This is a genomic window from Amycolatopsis sp. NBRC 101858 (genome assembly GCF_030269325.1).
GTDB lineage: Bacteria > Actinomycetota > Actinomycetes > Mycobacteriales > Pseudonocardiaceae > Amycolatopsis > Amycolatopsis ponsaeliensis.
In genome coordinates, this window is the sequence record NZ_BSTD01000001.1 from 237,290 (window position 1) to 251,968 (window position 14,679).

The following is a 14,679-nucleotide window of genomic DNA, read 5'->3' on the forward strand; positions in this document are numbered from 1 at the left end:
TAACAGAGGAGCGATCGTGGGAAAGCTCGACGGCAAGGTGGCAGTGATCACCGGCGGGTCCACCGGCATGGCACTGGCCGGCGCCAAGCTGTTCGTGGACGAGGGAGCGCACGTCTTCATCCAGGCCCGGCGGCAGGAAGCACTCGACGACGCGGTCGAGCTGATCGGCCGCAACGTCACCGCCGTGCAGGGTGACGCGGCCGAACTGGACGACCTGGATCGCTTGTACGACACCGTCGAGCGGGAAAAGGGCTCGATCGACGTGCTGTGGGCCAGCGCCGGGATGGGCGAACCCGCCGTCCTCGGCGAGATCACCGAGGACCAGTTCCACCGCGCCTTCTGGCTCAACGCGCGCGGCACCCTGTTCACCGTCCAGAAGGCATTGCCGCTGATCAACGACCACGGCTCGATCCTCATGACCGGATCCAACGCTTCCTTGGGCGCCTTCCCCGGCTGGAGTCTGTACGCGGGAAGCAAAGCCGTCCAGCAGGCCTGGGCCCGCGTCTGGCTCAACGAACTGCGCGACCGCAAGATCCGGGTCAACGTCCTGACCCCCGGCCAGGTCGCCACCGCCAAACAGGAGGAACTGTTCGACGAGGCGACCAAGGCCGCGTTCGAGTCCCTCATCCCCCGCGGAAAGATGGGCCGGCCCGAGGAAATCGCCGCCGTCGCCCTGTTCCTCGCCTCCGAAGACTCCAGCTACGTCAACGGCCTGGAGCTGGTCACCGACGGCGGCACCACCGCCATCTGAACCCCCGAGAACAGGAAGAGAGCACACCTCATGGGCAGCATCACCCTCATCGGCACCGGGAACATGGCCCGCACCATCGGCACGCGCGCGGTGGCGGGCGGCAACACCGTCGAGGTCATGGGCCGCGACCAGGCCAAGGCCGACGACCTGGCCAAGGCGCTGGGCGGCGGCACGACGAGGGGCGACTGGGGCGCCGTCCCGGCCGGGGACATCGTCATCGCGGCCCTGTTGCACGACGGTGTCGTCCCGGTCGTCGCCGAATACGGGGACGCCCTCGCGGGCAAGGTCATCGTCGACATCAGCAACCCCTTCAACGCCGCGTTCGACGGACTGGTCCACAACGAAGAGACCTCGATCGCGCAGGAAGCCGCCAAGGTGGCCCCGGCGAGCGCCGGCGTGGTGAAGGCGTTCAACACGATCTTCCGGGGTGCCCTGGAGAAGGGCCGGCCCGACGTCTTCATCGCCGGCGACAGTGCGCAGGCCAAGGCGGGCGTGGCGGCGTTCGTCGAGACCCTCGGGCTGCGCGCGCTGGACGTCGGCGGCCTGAAGATGGCGCACTGGCTGGAAGGAGTGGGTGTGGTCACGGTCGGCCTCGCCGGCAACGGGGTCGGCCACGGGGACTTCGCCCTCGGCGTCGACGAATTCGCCGGCTGAGCCCTGACCGCCGGCCGTTCGTTCCGGACAGTCCACGGCCGACGGCGACCACGCAGGGCCCGGCGACGCGGAAGTCCACAATGTAGCGGCGCCGACATCTCATATTCACGATCTTGTTCCCACGCTGGGTGAGCGGCTACAACGAGCGGAGCAGTGGGTCTAGACCAGAGGCCGAAAGAGTGACGCGCGTCACTCCCAGAAGAACCGATCCTACCCGTTGTGAGCGAGCCGTCACCTTCTCTACAGTGGCCCGCGTACTCCCGAGAATGAGTTTCGTTTCCCCGGGATCGGTCCACCACTGTCAAATCTCCCAAGGAGCAGGTCTTGCTTGGAAACGCCATGAGCAGTGGCCGGGTTCGCACCCGCCGCGCCACGCTCGGGCTCGCCCTCACCGTCGCCGCCGCCACCGCCCTCACCGGCTGCAGCGCGCTCGACTCGAACGCCTCGGCCAGCGGGGGCAGCCTGGAGAAGACCAAGATCAAGGTCGCGATCTTGCCCACCGTCGACACCGCTCCACTGTGGCTCGCCCAGGACGCCGGTTACTTCAAGGCCGAAGGGCTCGAGGTCGAGGCCGTCATGGCCGCGAGTGGCCAGGCGGCGCTGACGAAAGCGATTTCCGGCGAGACCGACATCTCGATCTCGAGCTACATGCCGTTCTTCGTCGCGAAGAGCACGGGCACGGCCGACTTCCAGCTCGTCGCGGACGCGACCTCGGTCAGCCCGAAGTCCGTCGCGATCGTCACGGCGCCGAACTCGCCGGTGAAGACGGTCAACGACCTCGGTGGCAAGCGGATCGCGATGACCGCCAAGAACACGGCGAGCGACCTGCTGGCGAAGTCCCTGATGAAGGACCACGGCGTCCCGATCGACAAGGTGATCTGGGTCCCCAGCCCGTTCCCGAACACCGCGGCGGCACTGGCGCAGGGTCAGGTCGACGCGGCCTTGCTGCCCGAGCCGTTCCTCACCCAGGCCGCCAAGACCGCCGGCGCGATCCCGGTGATCGACGTCAACTCCGGCGCCACGCAGGACTTCCCGCTTTCCGGCTACGGCGCGATCTCGAAGTGGGTCAAGGAGAACCCGAAGACCCTCGCGGCCTTCCAGCGCGCACTGCAGCGCGCCACCAGTGAGACGAACAAGGACCGCTCCAAGATCGAGCCGCTGCTGGTCAAGTACGCCAAGATCGACGAAGACTCCTCCAAGCTGCTCGGCCTCCCCAGCTTCAGCGCGAAGCTGGACGCCCGGCGCCTGCAGCGGGTGCCCGACCTGATGCTCCAGATGGGCGCGATCAACACCAAGGTCGACGCCGCGGCGATGATCGCCCCGCAGGCGACCGGCTGACGCGAGAACCCGGGTCCACGGCCCTGGCCGGCTTCCTCCTGTTCCGGGAGGAAGCCGGCCTAGTGGTCATCCGCGACGACCACGCGCCCCGACGGTCATCCAGCTGTAGTCCACAAAGGACGGACTCTCGTACGTCGCGTACGCTTCGTCGAGCAGCTCCCGGGTGACCAGGCCGGTGGCGAGCGCGTGCTCCTCGACCAGCTTCGTCGTGTTCTTGAGCCAGCCCGCCAGCGGCTGCCCACCCCGCGCCGGCAGGACCACGCCCTCCGCCGCGCAGTCGACCAGACCGGCTGCCTCCAGCGGCACAGGCAGGGTGCGAGCCCACTCCGGGTCGGTGCCGACCCGGTCCGCCATGACCCGCGAGAGCGCCGTCATGGTCCGGCGGGTCGCCGGGTGCGACGACAGCTCGGGCAGCGTGGTGCCGATCTCGATGAGCAGCCACCCGCCGGGCTTGAGCCACGACGCCAGCCGCTCGATCACGGCCTCGCGCCCGGGCAGGTGCTCCAGCACGAACCGGGTGTGGATGACGTCGAACTCCCCGGGTGCGTCGTCCGTGGTGACGTCGTGGTGCAGCACGGTCACCCCGAGGTCGGCGAGCGGGCCGAGGAACGCGAGGCTGAGGTCCGTCGCCACCACGTTCTCCGGGCCGGCCAGCTCGGCCATCCTGGCCGCCACCGAACCCGCCCCGGCGCCGACTTCCAGGCACCGCCACCCCTCCCGAACCCCGAGGTCCTCGAGCTGCCGGAAGCTGAACGGGTCGAAGCTCTCCTGCAGCAGGTGGAGCCGGCGGTGCTCGGCCTGCGCCTGGGTGTCGACGAAGTTGTTCCAGCCGATGGTCTGTGACATCCGGTGTTTCCTCATTCGATCAGATCGGGCGACGACGCATCGTACGGCTCGCCGTCCCGTGTCCGACAGGGTCAGAAACACCTTTTCTCGCATAGTGGCCGCGCGACCGCGCCTTTACACCATCCACATCGGACCGGGGAAGGGAAAGCGCGGTCAAACCAGGGGAATCCGCAGACTTACGCTGATCGGCTTATCCACCCTGCCACGAATGGTCGCACACCGGAGCCGATCACCTTGGCGCAGTATTGCTTCGGCCGCGATCTCACCGTAGTTTCGCCAGCGATCATCAGCCGCTTTCATTGTCGCGTCCGAAAGAATGGATTCCAGCACGATGACGGATCTCGCGTTGCCGGTGAACGCCGCCCGAAGCAGGGGCATCGGGTTGCTGGAGGACGTCGTCGAGCGGTGGGCGGCCGAGCGGCCCACCGCCACGGCGTGCTCCGCGCCGGACGGCGTGCTCGACTTCGCCGGCCTCGCCGAGCGGACGACGGCGATCGCCGGGGCGCTGGCGGCCGCCGGGGCGGGGCCGGGCACCGCGGTCGCGCTGACCACCGGACGGTCCCGGCTGGCCGTGGCGAGCCTGCTCGCCGTGTGGCGCCTCGGGGCGACGGCGGTGCCGCTGGACGAGCGGCACCCGGCCGCGCGGACCGCCGAGGCGCTCGACGGCGTGTCCGTGCTCCTCGGGAAGCGGCCTCCCGGCGCGCCGGCCGACCTGCCCGTGCTCGACCCCGAAAGCGCCCGGGGCGGGCCGTTCGCCGCGGCCGCGGGCGAGATCGCCTACCTCATCCACACTTCGGGCAGCGCGGGGCGGCCGAAGGCCGTCGAAGTCACCTACGCGGGCCTGGAAACCGCGCTGGACGCCATGCGCACCCTCCACATCGGACCGGGCGGCCTGGGCATCAACCCCCTCTCGCCCGCGTTCGACGGCTGGCTCTGGTGCGTGCTGCTGCACCTGCTGAACGGCGTCGGCACGGCGATCCTCGACCTCGCCGACGACGGCGAGCACGTCGACCTCGCGGGCCGGATCGCCGCGGTCGCGCCGCGCACGGCCAGCCTCACCCCGTCCCTGCTGGCTTCCTGCGCCGACGCGCTCGCCGGCGCCGAGGTCGTGGTGGTCGCCGGGGAACACTGCCCGCGCGGGCTGCTCGAAGTGCTGCTGGCCCGGCACCGGGTGCTGAACGTCTACGGCCCCACCGAGGCCACGATCGCCGCGACGTGCGCCGACAGCGCCCGCGGCGACGACGTCACGACCATCGGGCGCCCGCTGCCCGGCTACCTGGCCCGGGTGCTCGACGACGACCTGCGGCCGGTGCCCGCGGGCGCCCGCGGCGAGCTGTGCCTCGGCGGTCCCGCGCTCGCCCGGGGCTACCGCGGCGACCCGGAGCTCACCGCGCGCCGGTTCGTCACCGTGGACGGCGAGCGGCTGTTCCGCACCGGCGACGAGGTCATCGCCCGCCCGGACGGGCAGCTCGAGTTCCTCGGCCGGCTCGACACCCAGGTCAAGGTGCGCGGGTTCCGGATCGAGCTCGGCGAGCTCGAGCGGGTAGTCGAGCAGCTGCCGGCGGTGCTCGCGGCGACGGCGTTCGTGCGGACCGCGGGCGGCACCCTCGGCGTCGCCGCCGTGCTCGCCGACGGGCACGACCCGGTCGCCGGCGCCCTGCTCGTGCGCGAGCACTGCCGGACGTTCCTGCCGGAGCACATGCTCCCGTCCACAGTGGACTTCGTGCCCGCGCTGCCCTACGACGACCGCGGCAAGGTCGACCGGGCGGCGCTCGCGCTGGCCGCCGACGCGGCCCGGCCCGCGGGCCGGGCGCCGGCCACCGACCGCGAACACGAGGTCTGCGCCGTCTTCGCCGAGGTGCTGGACCAGCCGGTGACCGACGTGGCCGCCGACTTCTTCGAGCTCGGCGGCCACTCGCTGCTGGCCGCCCGGATGGTCGCCGCGCTGCGCAAGCGGACCGGGCTGCGGGCGTCGATCCCGTTGCTGCTGGGCAACCCCAACCCGGCCGCGCTGGCCGCGGAGCTGGACCGGCTCGCCGAGGTGTCCGCATGAGCGCCTGGGTGGTGCCGTGGCACCCGTCCCCCGCCGGCCGCCCGACTCTGGTCTGCGCGCCGCCCGGTGGCGCCGGCTGCAGCCGGTTCCGCACCTGGCAAGCCCGGCTCGGGCTGGCCGTCTCCGTGGTCGGCGTGCAACTGCCCGGGCGGGAGAACCGGTTCGCCGAAGAACATCCCGCGACCTTCGCCGAAGCCGTCGACGCCGTCGCCGCGGACCTCGCCGAGCTGCGGGCGGGCGCGCCGCTCGTCATCGTCGGAGAGAGCTTCGGCGGTCTGCTCGCTTACGAACTCGCGCGGGCGACCGGGCCGGATGCGCTCGTGCTCGCCGCGACCGAACCCCCGGGCAACCGGTCGGCCGCCGAGCACCTGGTCATCGACGAGCAGATCCTGCGCGACCTGTTCGTCTCCGGCCCGCCCGAGCTCCGCGACCTCGACGAGGACAGCCAGGAGTTCCTGCTCGACGTGCTGCGCCGGGACGACAAGCTCGCCGACACCCACGTCCTCGCCGAACAGTTCACAGTGGACTGCCCGATCCACGCCTGGTCCGGCGATCAGGACGCGGTGGTGCCCGGGCACCTGCTCGACGGCTGGGCCGGCTACAGCACCGCCGGCACCACCCGGCGGTCCTTCGCCGGGGGCCACACCTTCCTGACCGACCTCGCCGACGAGACCGTGCCCGCGCTGGGGAGCCTGCTGTGCTGATGGACCTGACCGACGACCTGAGCTTCGCCGGCACCGAGTTCTGGTCGCACTTCGCGTGGCTGCGCGAGCACGACCCGGTGAGCCGGCACCCCGACTCCCGTGGCGGCTTCTGGGTCGTCACCCGCTACGCCGACGTGCTGTCGGTCTACCGCGACGCGGCCGGGTTCAGCTCCCGGCACGGGATGCGGCTGGGCACCAACCCGACCGCGGTGGACGCCGTGACCGGGCAGATGCTGATCGTCTCCGACCAGCCGGACCACGCGCAGCTGAAGACGGTGCTCGCCAAGGGTTTCTCCCCTTCCGCGATCCCGCACGCGGAGGACCTGGTGCGCACCGTGGTGCGCGGCCTGCTCGACGACGCCCTCGCCGCGGGGGAGGTGGATCTCGTGGAGACCGCGCGCCGGCTGCCGACGCGCGTGGTGTGCGCGCTGATGGGCGTGCCGCGCGAGGAGTGGGACTGGCTCGGCGGCACGATGAACGACGCCTTCGAGGGCGAGGACGAACAGAGCAGGCTCGCCGCGCACGCGGAGATCTTCCTGTACTTCTCGGAACTGGTGCTCGACCGCCGGGACAACCCGGGCGACGACTTCGTCAGCCGCATCGCCGCCGACGAGCGGTCCACATCGGACGGTGCGAAGCGGCCGCTGACCGACACCGAGATCGTGGTGAACTGCAACGGTGTCCTCGCGGGTGGCAACGAAACCACGCGCTACTCCGCGGCCGGTGCCGTGCTGGCGCTGATCGAGCACCCGGACCAGTGGGCGGCGCTGCGCACCGACCGCGCGCTGCTGCCGAGTGCGGTCGAGGAGGTCCTGCGCTGGACCACCCCCGGCGTGCACGTGCTGCGCACCGCGACCGCGCCCACCACGATCGGCGGCGTCGACATCGCCGAAGGCGACCGGGTGACGCTGTGGAACGTCTCGGCCAACCGCGACGACGCCGAGTTCGGCGACGCGGCACGCTTCCGGGTGGACCGCACACCCAACCGCCACCTCGCCTTCGGCGGCGGCCGCCACCAGTGCCTGGGGGCGCGTCTCGCCCGCCTGGAACTGACGGTGTTCCTGGAGGAACTGCTGAACCGCGTGGCCACTGTGGACATCGTGGGCGAGCCGCGTTATACGGCGTCGAACTTCACCTGGGGCGTGCGCGAACTACCGGTGCGCCTGCACTCCGCCTGATCGTCGCGCCCGTCCCCCGCTCCCGCCCACCTGCCGCAGCAACGCCAGGGCCTCCTCCGACGGTGACCCGGCGGGCGTCGTGCACACCACGACGGTCTGGCCCGGCGACCGCAGGAGGGCCAGGGTCTGCTGGGTGACCGTCACCGCGCCGACGACCGGGTGGTGCAGCTCGTAGGTGGCGGCATCGCACGGCGTCACGCGGTGGTCGCCCCACAACGCCACGAATTCGGGGCTCTTCATCGTCAGCTCGCCGATCAGCTCGGCGAGCAGCCGGTCCTCCGGATGACGGCCGACGGCGATCCGCAGGTTGCCCACGACGGCGCGCACCTTCCGCCGCCAGTCCCCGTAGAGCTCCCGGCAATGCGGGTCCAGGAACACCATCCGGCTCATGTTCGGCCGGCGCGCGGGGTCCTCCGGGCTCAGCGGGTCCACGTGGCCGGCGAGCAGGGCGTGGCCGAGGGGGTTCCACGCCAGCACGTCCGTGCGCCGGCCGAGGACGAGCGCCGGGACGCCGTCGAAGGAGCGCATCAGGTCGCGCGTCTCGTCGGCGACCTTCTCGGGGCGCGGCCGGCGCACCCGCGGTACCCGGCGGGAGGCCCCGGCGAGCCGTTCCAGGTGGTCCCGCTCGTGCTCGTCGAGCAGCAGGGCGCCGGCGATCGCGTCGAGCACCTCCGCCGACGCGCCCCGGGACAGGCCCTGTTCGAGCCGGGTGTAGTAGGACACGCTGACGCCCGCCAGCTGCGCCAGCTCCTCCCGGCGCAGCCCTGCCACGCGCCGGCGCGGCCCGAGGTCGCGCAGGCCCACGTCTTCCGGGCGCAGCCTGGCCCGCCGTGCTTGCAGGAAGTCGCCGAGCGGGCTCGATCCGTCCATCACCCCACTATCCCCGCGCACGGCACCGCTCAGCCACACCCTGCCGGGGGTACGACAACGCGGGGCTGGCCGGCCCGCGCGGACCCGATCAGGCTCGACCTCGTTCGGGCTGCGGCCCGCGATTCCCGAGGAGCGACCATGGATCAGATCACGCTGGGCGACGTGACCGTCACCCGCATCAAGGAGTACTACGGCTCGGTCGAGATGGGCCCCGGCGAGTTCTTCCCCGAGAGCCCCGACGGTGCCTGGGACGAGCACCGGAACTGGCTCGCCCCGGACTTCCTGGATCCCGAGACCGGCGAGTGCGTCTCGGCGATCCAGACCTGGCTGCTGCGCAGCGAAGGCCGGACGATCCTCGTCGACACCGGGGTGGGCAACCACAAGGACCGCCCCTACGCGCCCGTCTGGAGCCGGCTGGACACGAAATTCCTGGACAACCTCGCCGCCGCCGGGGTCCGGCCCGAAGACGTCGACGTCGTCGTCAACACCCACCTGCACATCGACCACGTCGGCTGGAACACCCACCTCGACGGCCGCACCTGGGTACCGACCTTCCCGAACGCCACCTACCTCATGACCCGGCAGGACTTCGACTTCTGGAACCCGGCCAACGGTCACAAACCGTTGCTGGGCCGCGGAAACCAGAACGTCTTCGAAGACAGCGTCGCCCCGGTGCACGAAGCCGGGCTGACCCACCTGTGGGACGGCTCTTACCGGATCGACGGGAACCTCCGGCTGGATCTCGCGCCGGGCCACACCCCCGGGTCGTCCGTGCTGACGCTGGAGTCGGGCGGGGACCGCGCGCTGTTCGTCGGCGATCTGGTGCACACCCCGCTGCAATTCGTGGAGCCGGAGACGAACTCCTGCTTCTGCGAGGACCCGGCCGAGGCCCGGGCGACGCGGCACAAGCTCCTCGGCCGCGCGGCCGAGGACAACGCGCTCGTCTTCCCCGCGCACCTCGGCGGCCAGGGTGGCGCCGAGGTCGAGCGGGCCGGATCGAAGTTCGCCATCAAGGAGTGGGCGGGGTTCTCCCGCATCGCCTGAGCCCGGCAGCAGCCCACGAGAGGAAGCGTTTCCCGTGTCCCAGCAGGCAGATCCGATCGTCGGCACCCCGGCCGGTGCCGTGCGCGGCGTCCGTGACCGGTTCGGCGAGCTCTACCGCGCCGTCCCGTACGCGGCGGCACCGACGGGCGCCGGCCGCTTCGCGCCGCCGATGCCCCACCCCGGCTGGACTGGTGTCCGGGACGCCACCGCGCCCGGACCGACCGCACCGCAGCCGGCCCGGGACTTCGGCGGGCTCGACATGACCCCCTACTTCGGGCCGGGCTGGGTGCGCGGCGACGAGTACCTGACCGTCGACATCCGGACGCCCGGCACCGACGGCGGGAAGCGGCCGGTCCTGGTCTTCGTGCACGGCGGCGGGTTCGTCACCGGCTCGACCCGCGCCGCGCTCTACGACGGCCGGGCGTTCGCGCGCGACGGCGTCGTGCTGGTGACGGTGAACTACCGCGTCGGCGTCCCCGGCTTCCTCGACCTGGCGGGCGCCCCCGCCAACCGCGGGCTGCTCGACGTGCTCGCCGCGCTCGGCTGGGTGCGGGACACGATCGCGGCGTTCGGCGGCGATCCCGGGAACGTCACGCTGTGCGGCCAGTCCGCGGGTGCCACGATCACCGGAGCCCTGCTGGCGACGCCGGCGGCCAAGGGGCTGTTCCGGCGCGCGATCGTCCAGAGCGGCAGCGGCACCGGCGCGTTCACCCCCGAGCAGGCGCGACGGGTCACGGACGCGGCCGCGCGGGCGCTGGGTGTGCGGCCCACCGCGGAGGCCTTCGCCGAGATCCCGGACGAGCGGTTCCTCGAGATCCTCCCGGCCCTCGCGGGGATCGACCTGCGGACGGCGACGGCCACGGACCCGCTCGCCGGGCTGAGCCCGTTCGCCCCGGTCCGGCCCGTGCAGCCGGCCGATGCCCTGGCCGAAGGGCCGGCCGGAGAGGTCGGCCTGCTCATCGGCACCACCACCGAAGAGGGGCACCTCTACCTGGTACCGCAGGGCAAGCTGGAGTCCACAATGGACGACGACGTGCTCGCCGTCGCGGCGAAGGTCCACGCGGATCCCGCCGCCGTCGTCGCGGCCCATCGGGCGGCCCGGCCGGGAGCGACCCCGGGCGAACTGCGCTCCGCGGTGCTCGGCGAAGCTCTCTTCGAAGCCGGTACGGCCCGGATGATCGAGACCCACGCCCGGCTGTCCGGCGGCCGCACGTACGCCTATTCGTTCGGCTACCGCTCGACGGCTTCGGGCGGGCGGCTGGGCGCCGCCCACACGGTCGAGCTGCCGTTCGTCTTCGACATCGCCGACGAACCATGGCTGCACGGCGACACCGGCCTCCTCGGTCCCGACCCGGCGCCCGCCGGGCTGGCGGCCCGCGTGCACGGCGCTTGGGTTGCGTTCGCAACCCACGGCGACCCCGGATGGGCAGCGTACGACCCGCAGCGACCGCGACGGGAAGTCTTGGGCGGCACCGCCGGCGAGTGACCGCTCAGACAGTTCCACCGCTGCTCGAAGCCCGAGCCACACGGCCGGCCGGGTGCCCTCGGTCCGGAAAGCCGGCCGCCGGGCGCGGGCCGAGCGGCCGGGTCAGTCCGATGCGGTCAGGGTTCGCAGCTGGGCGAACGACTGGTCGATGGCCTCGCGCAGGTCGAGGTCGTCGGCGTCGACCCAGCGCTGGAACGCGACCCGGTACACCGCCGAGCCGGTTTCGGCGGCCAGGCTGGCCTCGGCGTCGCCGATGCCCCGTCGTCGAAGTCCGTCGGCGAGGGCGGCTGACATGTGGGCGAGCTTGATCAGCTCACGTTCTCGGAGATCGGCGTTGGCCGTGATCACCGCGTGCCGCGTCCGGGCGAGGGCACGGTCGTGCCCGATGATCGCCGCCACGGCGTCGAGCGCGGCCGCCACGGCTTCGAGGGGCGAAGCCGTGGCGGGCGCCGCCTCCAGCGCGGCCAGTGACTTCTCCTCCAGCTCGGCCGCGGCGTCGAAGAGGACCTCGCGCTTGTCGGCGAAGTAGCGAAAGAAGGTGCGGGCCGTCACGCCGGCCCGTTCGGCGATGTCGGCCACCATGGTCTGCTCGAAGCCGCGTTCGAGGTACAGGTTCAGCGCGGCCTCACGCAGTCGGCCGCCGGCTCCCGGCTCCCATCGTCCCATCCCGCGAGTTTAGTGCTGCCGCATCCGCAGTGATGTCATCGGCTGACATCAGCGTGCTATGGTGATGTCAGCTGATGACATCACTGCGAGAAGGGACAGGCCATGCCACCGACCACGAGCACCACGTTCATGGTCGTCGCAATGCTGCGCGACGACACGGACCTCGCGGAATTCGCCGCGCTGCGGGATGACGAGCACAAACAGCTGGAGGTGCTGCGCTCGGCCGGGCGGGTCGGCGCCCACTACGTCTCCCCCGCCCGGGGAGCGACGTTCATCGAGGTCATCGCCGACGACGAAAAGCAGGTCGCCGAGACACTGGCGACGCTGCCTTTCGCCAGGTTCTTCGACGCCGACGTCTACCCGACCACGCCCCCGGACCCCGCGGAAGCCGCCCACCGGGCGCGATTCTCCGCCGCGAATTCACCTCTGCGATCCACCGGAGAATAGGATGGCGAAGCTCAAGGCGTTCCCGTTCGGCAAGGTGCTCATTTCGTTGTCCGCGGTGGGGACCATGATCGGCTCGTACGTCGCCGACTGGAACGAGACGCACATCCACAATCCCGCGTGGCCGCCCCACGCCAAGTTCCACAACGCCCAAACCATGAGCATGGGCACCGCACTGGGGCTGGCGGCCCTGTACCACTTGTGGAAGCCGGGCCGGTCGCGCGAGTCGCTGGACAGCGCGGCCGTCATCGCGAGCCTGTACGGGCTCACCCAGCTTTCCGCCGCGCTCTACCCGGGAACCGCCAGCGTCGACCCGCCCCGCGAAGACAACTGGCCGCAGCTCAAATACACGCTGCCGAGTCTCGGGCTGATCCTGCTCGGCTATTCGCTCGATCGCTACCGGATCAGCCGAGCATGACGGTGCGGTGACACCTGCCGGCCCGGCTGCTTCAGGCTCCGAGCACCAGCGGCACGAGGAAATAGATCTCGACGGCCTCGTACACCGCTCCGAGGAAGAACAGCGCGAGCGCCGGGAGCCAGAGGCGGCCGAGGCTCGCCAAGCCGCGCACGTAACCCTGGCGGCGGGTGGGGGCCTCGACCGTCGCGGGCCGGAGCCAGGACCTGCCGAGCAGGTACGCGCCGAACATCACGAGCGCGTACGCCTGGAACTCGATGAGCAGCGTCAGGGAATGCGGGATGAGGGTCAGCCGCGAAGTCGCGTCGACGGGGGCGAGCGTGATGCCCAGGTCGATCGTCTTGATCGCGAAAACGGCCAGCCCGGCGAACGGGACCACGAGCGACGGGAGCGTGATGAGCAGCAGCGCGGTCGGGAACACGTTGACGAGGAAGATGACCGCGCCGAACACCCACCCGTTGCCGACCACCGCGTTGACGAGCGCCCCCTGCCCGCCGCCCGCGAACGAAGCGACCCGCGCGGCGTGCAAGCTCGGGAAGAGCGTCCCCACGGCCATGCCGAGGAGCAGCACTCCGTAGACGAAGACGTTGACGAGGAGGTACGCCCGGAGATCGGCGCGGATGAGCTGGAACGGCCCGCGGAGGCGAGACATGGTTTACGTCCATTCGTCGAGGAAACCGCATGTCAGCCGCTCTAACACACTGTACTAGAGCGGGTCGGCCGCGACAGTAGCACAGCGTGCTAGTACAGTGTGTTAGAGGAGGTGCCCATGGCGGAGCAGGAGACGGGGACCGGCAGCCGGGACCGGATTCTTCGGGCGGCCATGGCGATGTTCGGGGAGAACCAGGGCGCGCGGCTCAGCGTGCGCGCGGTCGCGGCGCGGGCCGGGGTGAGCACCGGCTCGCTCCGGTACCACTTCCCGACGCAGCGCGTGCTGCAGGACGCCGTGCTCGCCGGCATCTACGACGTGATCGCCCCCGACGACCGAATCCACGACCGCTCCACACCGGCGCGGGACCGGCTGATCGACTGCCTCCGCCAAGTCCTCGCTCTCGCCGGCGTGGGCGAGCAGGCACGGGCCGGCTGGGGCGAGATCTTCAGGACGTACATCGAGCCCGAACCGACCGAGGAGAGCCGCGCGGCGTACCTCTCGATCGAGCGGGAGGCGCAACGCCGGGTCGAGTACTGGCTGACCGTCCTGCGCAGCGAAGGCGCACTCGCCGAGGGCGACGACAGCCGGCGTGCCAGGTTCCTGGTGACCGTGCTCAACGGACTGTCCATCGCGAGGGCGCTGCCCTCCGAGGAATCGATCCTGGCCACCGAAACCGAGACCCTCCACGCGGCGGTCGACCACGTCCTCGGTTCCCGGTTCTGACGGCGCTCTCGCCGGGCGCGAAGATTTCTCGCCGGCGCATGTCGAGAACCGGTGATCGGCTCCGACTCAGGGGCACTCGCGCGGCCGGCAGGGCCGCCACCCACGAAATGTGAGCACGCACCATGACCAAGGTGACCGCCCAGATGTCGGTGTCCGTCGATGGCTTCTACACCGGGCCGCGGGCTGCCGATGAGGTGACCGGCTGGATGCAGGGTCCCGAAGCGCCCGGGTTCTTCCGGGTCACCCGGTGGGCCGTCGATGCCGCCGCCTGGCGGGAGCGGCAGGGCTTTGCCGGGGGTGAACGGTCGGTCGACTCGGACGTCGTCGAGGAGATGTTCGCCTCCGCCGGGGCCTATGTCATGGGACGGCGGATGTTCGACGCCGGTGAGCTCCCCTGGGGTGACGAGCCGCCGTTCCACGCCCCGGTGTTCGTCGTCACCCACCGTCCGCGGGAGGTGCTCGAACGCCGGGGTGGCACCTCCTTCACCTTCGTCACCGACGGGGTCGAGCGGGCCGTCGAGCTGGCGCGGGACGCCGCCGGGGGCAAGGACGTCGCCGTGGCCGGGGGTGGGGAGCTGCTGCGCCAGGTGCTGGCCGCCGGGCTGCTCGAGCAGCTCGAGCTGCACATCGCGCCCGTGCTGCTGGGTGAGGGGCAACGCCTGTTCGGGCCCGGCCTCGGCCTCGGTGCCGACGACGGCATCGAGCTGGTCCCGGCCCGGGTCGTCGAGTCGCCCGGGGTCACCCACATCCGCTATACCGTCACCGGGCGGTCGAAACTGGTCTTGGACGATCGCGGGGCCGGCGGCGAGCTGGTCGGACCGTCCCAGGCGGAGCAGAGGAGCGCGCTGTGAAGTA

The 14,679-nt window shown here is 71.4% G+C and carries 16 protein-coding genes; 12 read left to right on the forward strand and 4 right to left on the reverse strand.

The window, feature by feature from the left end:
- The first annotated feature begins 16 nt into the window (after window positions 1–16).
- The 3 genes from QSK39_RS01095 to QSK39_RS01105 all read left to right on the forward strand — a co-directional run bounded on the left by QSK39_RS01095 (window position 17) and on the right by QSK39_RS01105 (window position 2,743).
- A complete protein-coding gene (locus QSK39_RS01095) occupies window positions 17–751 on the forward strand; it encodes an SDR family NAD(P)-dependent oxidoreductase (RefSeq protein ID WP_285475779.1) in 735 nt (244 codons plus the stop codon).
- 30 nt (window positions 752–781) lie between these two features.
- Window positions 782–1,405, forward strand: a complete 624-nt coding sequence (locus tag QSK39_RS01100; protein ID WP_285475780.1) for an NADPH-dependent F420 reductase — start codon at window positions 782–784, stop codon at window positions 1,403–1,405.
- 339 nt (window positions 1,406–1,744) lie between these two features.
- Window positions 1,745–2,743: an ABC transporter substrate-binding protein gene (locus QSK39_RS01105; RefSeq protein ID WP_285475781.1), complete on the forward strand. Its 999-nt coding sequence runs from the start codon at window positions 1,745–1,747 to the stop codon at window positions 2,741–2,743.
- 66 nt (window positions 2,744–2,809) lie between these two features.
- On the opposite strand, the gene QSK39_RS01110 is transcribed toward QSK39_RS01105, so the two are convergent.
- Window positions 2,810–3,589: a class I SAM-dependent methyltransferase gene (locus tag QSK39_RS01110; protein WP_285475782.1), complete on the reverse strand. Its 780-nt coding sequence runs from the start codon at window positions 3,587–3,589 to the stop codon at window positions 2,810–2,812.
- A gap of 331 nt (window positions 3,590–3,920) precedes the next feature.
- Here QSK39_RS01110 and QSK39_RS01115 point away from each other — a divergent pair, with 331 nt between their 5' ends.
- The 3 genes from QSK39_RS01115 to QSK39_RS01125 are packed head-to-tail and all read left to right on the forward strand — an operon-like array spanning window position 3,921 to window position 7,524.
- Window positions 3,921–5,642, forward strand: coding sequence for a non-ribosomal peptide synthetase (locus QSK39_RS01115; RefSeq protein ID WP_285475783.1), 1,722 nt, complete (start codon window positions 3,921–3,923; stop codon window positions 5,640–5,642).
- A complete protein-coding gene (locus QSK39_RS01120; RefSeq protein ID WP_285475784.1) occupies window positions 5,639–6,346 on the forward strand; it encodes a thioesterase II family protein in 708 nt (235 codons plus the stop codon). Before QSK39_RS01115 ends, QSK39_RS01120 begins: the two co-directional genes overlap by 4 nt.
- The gene (locus QSK39_RS01125) at window positions 6,346–7,524 is read left to right on the forward strand and encodes a cytochrome P450 (protein WP_285477894.1); all 1,179 of its coding nucleotides are present in this window, start codon (window positions 6,346–6,348) and stop codon (window positions 7,522–7,524) included. The genes QSK39_RS01120 and QSK39_RS01125 overlap by 1 nt, the downstream gene beginning before the upstream one ends.
- Here QSK39_RS01125 and QSK39_RS01130 read toward each other — a convergent pair.
- A complete protein-coding gene (locus tag QSK39_RS01130; protein ID WP_285475785.1) occupies window positions 7,498–8,394 on the reverse strand; it encodes a helix-turn-helix domain-containing protein in 897 nt (298 codons plus the stop codon). The genes QSK39_RS01125 and QSK39_RS01130 overlap by 27 nt on opposite strands.
- A 138-nt stretch (window positions 8,395–8,532) precedes the next feature.
- Here QSK39_RS01130 and QSK39_RS01135 point away from each other — a divergent pair, with 138 nt between their 5' ends.
- A complete protein-coding gene (locus QSK39_RS01135; RefSeq protein ID WP_285475786.1) occupies window positions 8,533–9,438 on the forward strand; it encodes an MBL fold metallo-hydrolase in 906 nt (301 codons plus the stop codon).
- Between the two features lie 34 nt (window positions 9,439–9,472).
- On the forward strand, window positions 9,473–10,924 hold the full coding sequence (locus tag QSK39_RS01140) for a carboxylesterase/lipase family protein (protein WP_285475787.1): 1,452 nt from the start codon (window positions 9,473–9,475) through the stop codon (window positions 10,922–10,924).
- A 102-nt stretch (window positions 10,925–11,026) separates the two neighbouring features.
- Here QSK39_RS01140 and QSK39_RS01145 read toward each other — a convergent pair whose 3' ends face one another.
- Window positions 11,027–11,590 (reverse strand): TetR family transcriptional regulator, encoded by a 564-nt coding sequence (locus tag QSK39_RS01145; RefSeq protein WP_285475788.1) that lies wholly within the window; start codon window positions 11,588–11,590, stop codon window positions 11,027–11,029.
- Between the two features lie 102 nt (window positions 11,591–11,692).
- On the opposite strand from QSK39_RS01145, the gene QSK39_RS01150 reads away from it, so the two are divergent.
- Window positions 11,693–12,037 (forward strand): muconolactone Delta-isomerase family protein, encoded by a 345-nt coding sequence (locus QSK39_RS01150; RefSeq protein ID WP_285475789.1) that lies wholly within the window; start codon window positions 11,693–11,695, stop codon window positions 12,035–12,037.
- Between the two features lies 1 nt (window position 12,038).
- Window positions 12,039–12,452: a DUF6640 family protein gene (locus QSK39_RS01155; RefSeq protein WP_285475790.1), complete on the forward strand. Its 414-nt coding sequence runs from the start codon at window positions 12,039–12,041 to the stop codon at window positions 12,450–12,452.
- Between the two features lie 31 nt (window positions 12,453–12,483).
- Here the strand turns inward: QSK39_RS01155 and QSK39_RS01160 are convergent, their stop codons facing one another.
- Window positions 12,484–13,101, reverse strand: a complete 618-nt coding sequence (locus QSK39_RS01160; RefSeq protein ID WP_285475791.1) for a stage II sporulation protein M — start codon at window positions 13,099–13,101, stop codon at window positions 12,484–12,486.
- A 117-nt stretch (window positions 13,102–13,218) separates the two neighbouring features.
- On the opposite strand from QSK39_RS01160, the gene QSK39_RS01165 reads away from it, so the two are divergent.
- Both QSK39_RS01165 and QSK39_RS01170 read left to right on the forward strand, forming a co-directional pair.
- On the forward strand, window positions 13,219–13,824 hold the full coding sequence (locus tag QSK39_RS01165; RefSeq protein ID WP_285475792.1) for a TetR/AcrR family transcriptional regulator: 606 nt from the start codon (window positions 13,219–13,221) through the stop codon (window positions 13,822–13,824).
- 122 nt (window positions 13,825–13,946) lie between these two features.
- Window positions 13,947–14,675 carry a dihydrofolate reductase family protein gene (locus tag QSK39_RS01170; protein WP_285475793.1) on the forward strand — a complete coding sequence of 243 codons (729 nt, stop codon included), beginning with the start codon at window positions 13,947–13,949 and terminating at the stop codon, window positions 14,673–14,675.
- The last annotated feature ends 4 nt before the right edge of the window (window positions 14,676–14,679 follow it).

What these genes read in the sequence shown, in the direction of transcription:
- QSK39_RS01100 (WP_285475780.1), top strand. Translation starts at nt 782, where the DNA reads ATGGGCAGCATCACCCTCATCGGCACCGGGAACATGGCCCGCACCATC.
- QSK39_RS01105 (WP_285475781.1), top strand. Translation starts at nt 1,745, where the DNA reads ATGAGCAGTGGCCGGGTTCGCACCCGCCGCGCCACGCTCGGGCTCGCC.
- QSK39_RS01110 (WP_285475782.1), bottom strand. Translation starts at nt 3,589, where the DNA reads ATGTCACAGACCATCGGCTGGAACAACTTCGTCGACACCCAGGCGCAG.
- QSK39_RS01115 (WP_285475783.1), top strand. Translation starts at nt 3,921, where the DNA reads ATGACGGATCTCGCGTTGCCGGTGAACGCCGCCCGAAGCAGGGGCATC.
- QSK39_RS01120 (WP_285475784.1), top strand. Translation starts at nt 5,639, where the DNA reads ATGAGCGCCTGGGTGGTGCCGTGGCACCCGTCCCCCGCCGGCCGCCCG.
- QSK39_RS01125 (WP_285477894.1), top strand. Translation starts at nt 6,346, where the DNA reads ATGGACCTGACCGACGACCTGAGCTTCGCCGGCACCGAGTTCTGGTCG.
- QSK39_RS01130 (WP_285475785.1), bottom strand. Translation starts at nt 8,394, where the DNA reads ATGGACGGATCGAGCCCGCTCGGCGACTTCCTGCAAGCACGGCGGGCC.
- QSK39_RS01135 (WP_285475786.1), top strand. Translation starts at nt 8,533, where the DNA reads ATGGATCAGATCACGCTGGGCGACGTGACCGTCACCCGCATCAAGGAG.
- QSK39_RS01145 (WP_285475788.1), bottom strand. Translation starts at nt 11,590, where the DNA reads ATGGGACGATGGGAGCCGGGAGCCGGCGGCCGACTGCGTGAGGCCGCG.
- QSK39_RS01150 (WP_285475789.1), top strand. Translation starts at nt 11,693, where the DNA reads ATGCCACCGACCACGAGCACCACGTTCATGGTCGTCGCAATGCTGCGC.
- QSK39_RS01155 (WP_285475790.1), top strand. Translation starts at nt 12,039, where the DNA reads ATGGCGAAGCTCAAGGCGTTCCCGTTCGGCAAGGTGCTCATTTCGTTG.
- QSK39_RS01160 (WP_285475791.1), bottom strand. Translation starts at nt 13,101, where the DNA reads ATGTCTCGCCTCCGCGGGCCGTTCCAGCTCATCCGCGCCGATCTCCGG.
- QSK39_RS01165 (WP_285475792.1), top strand. Translation starts at nt 13,219, where the DNA reads ATGGCGGAGCAGGAGACGGGGACCGGCAGCCGGGACCGGATTCTTCGG.
- QSK39_RS01170 (WP_285475793.1), top strand. Translation starts at nt 13,947, where the DNA reads ATGACCAAGGTGACCGCCCAGATGTCGGTGTCCGTCGATGGCTTCTAC.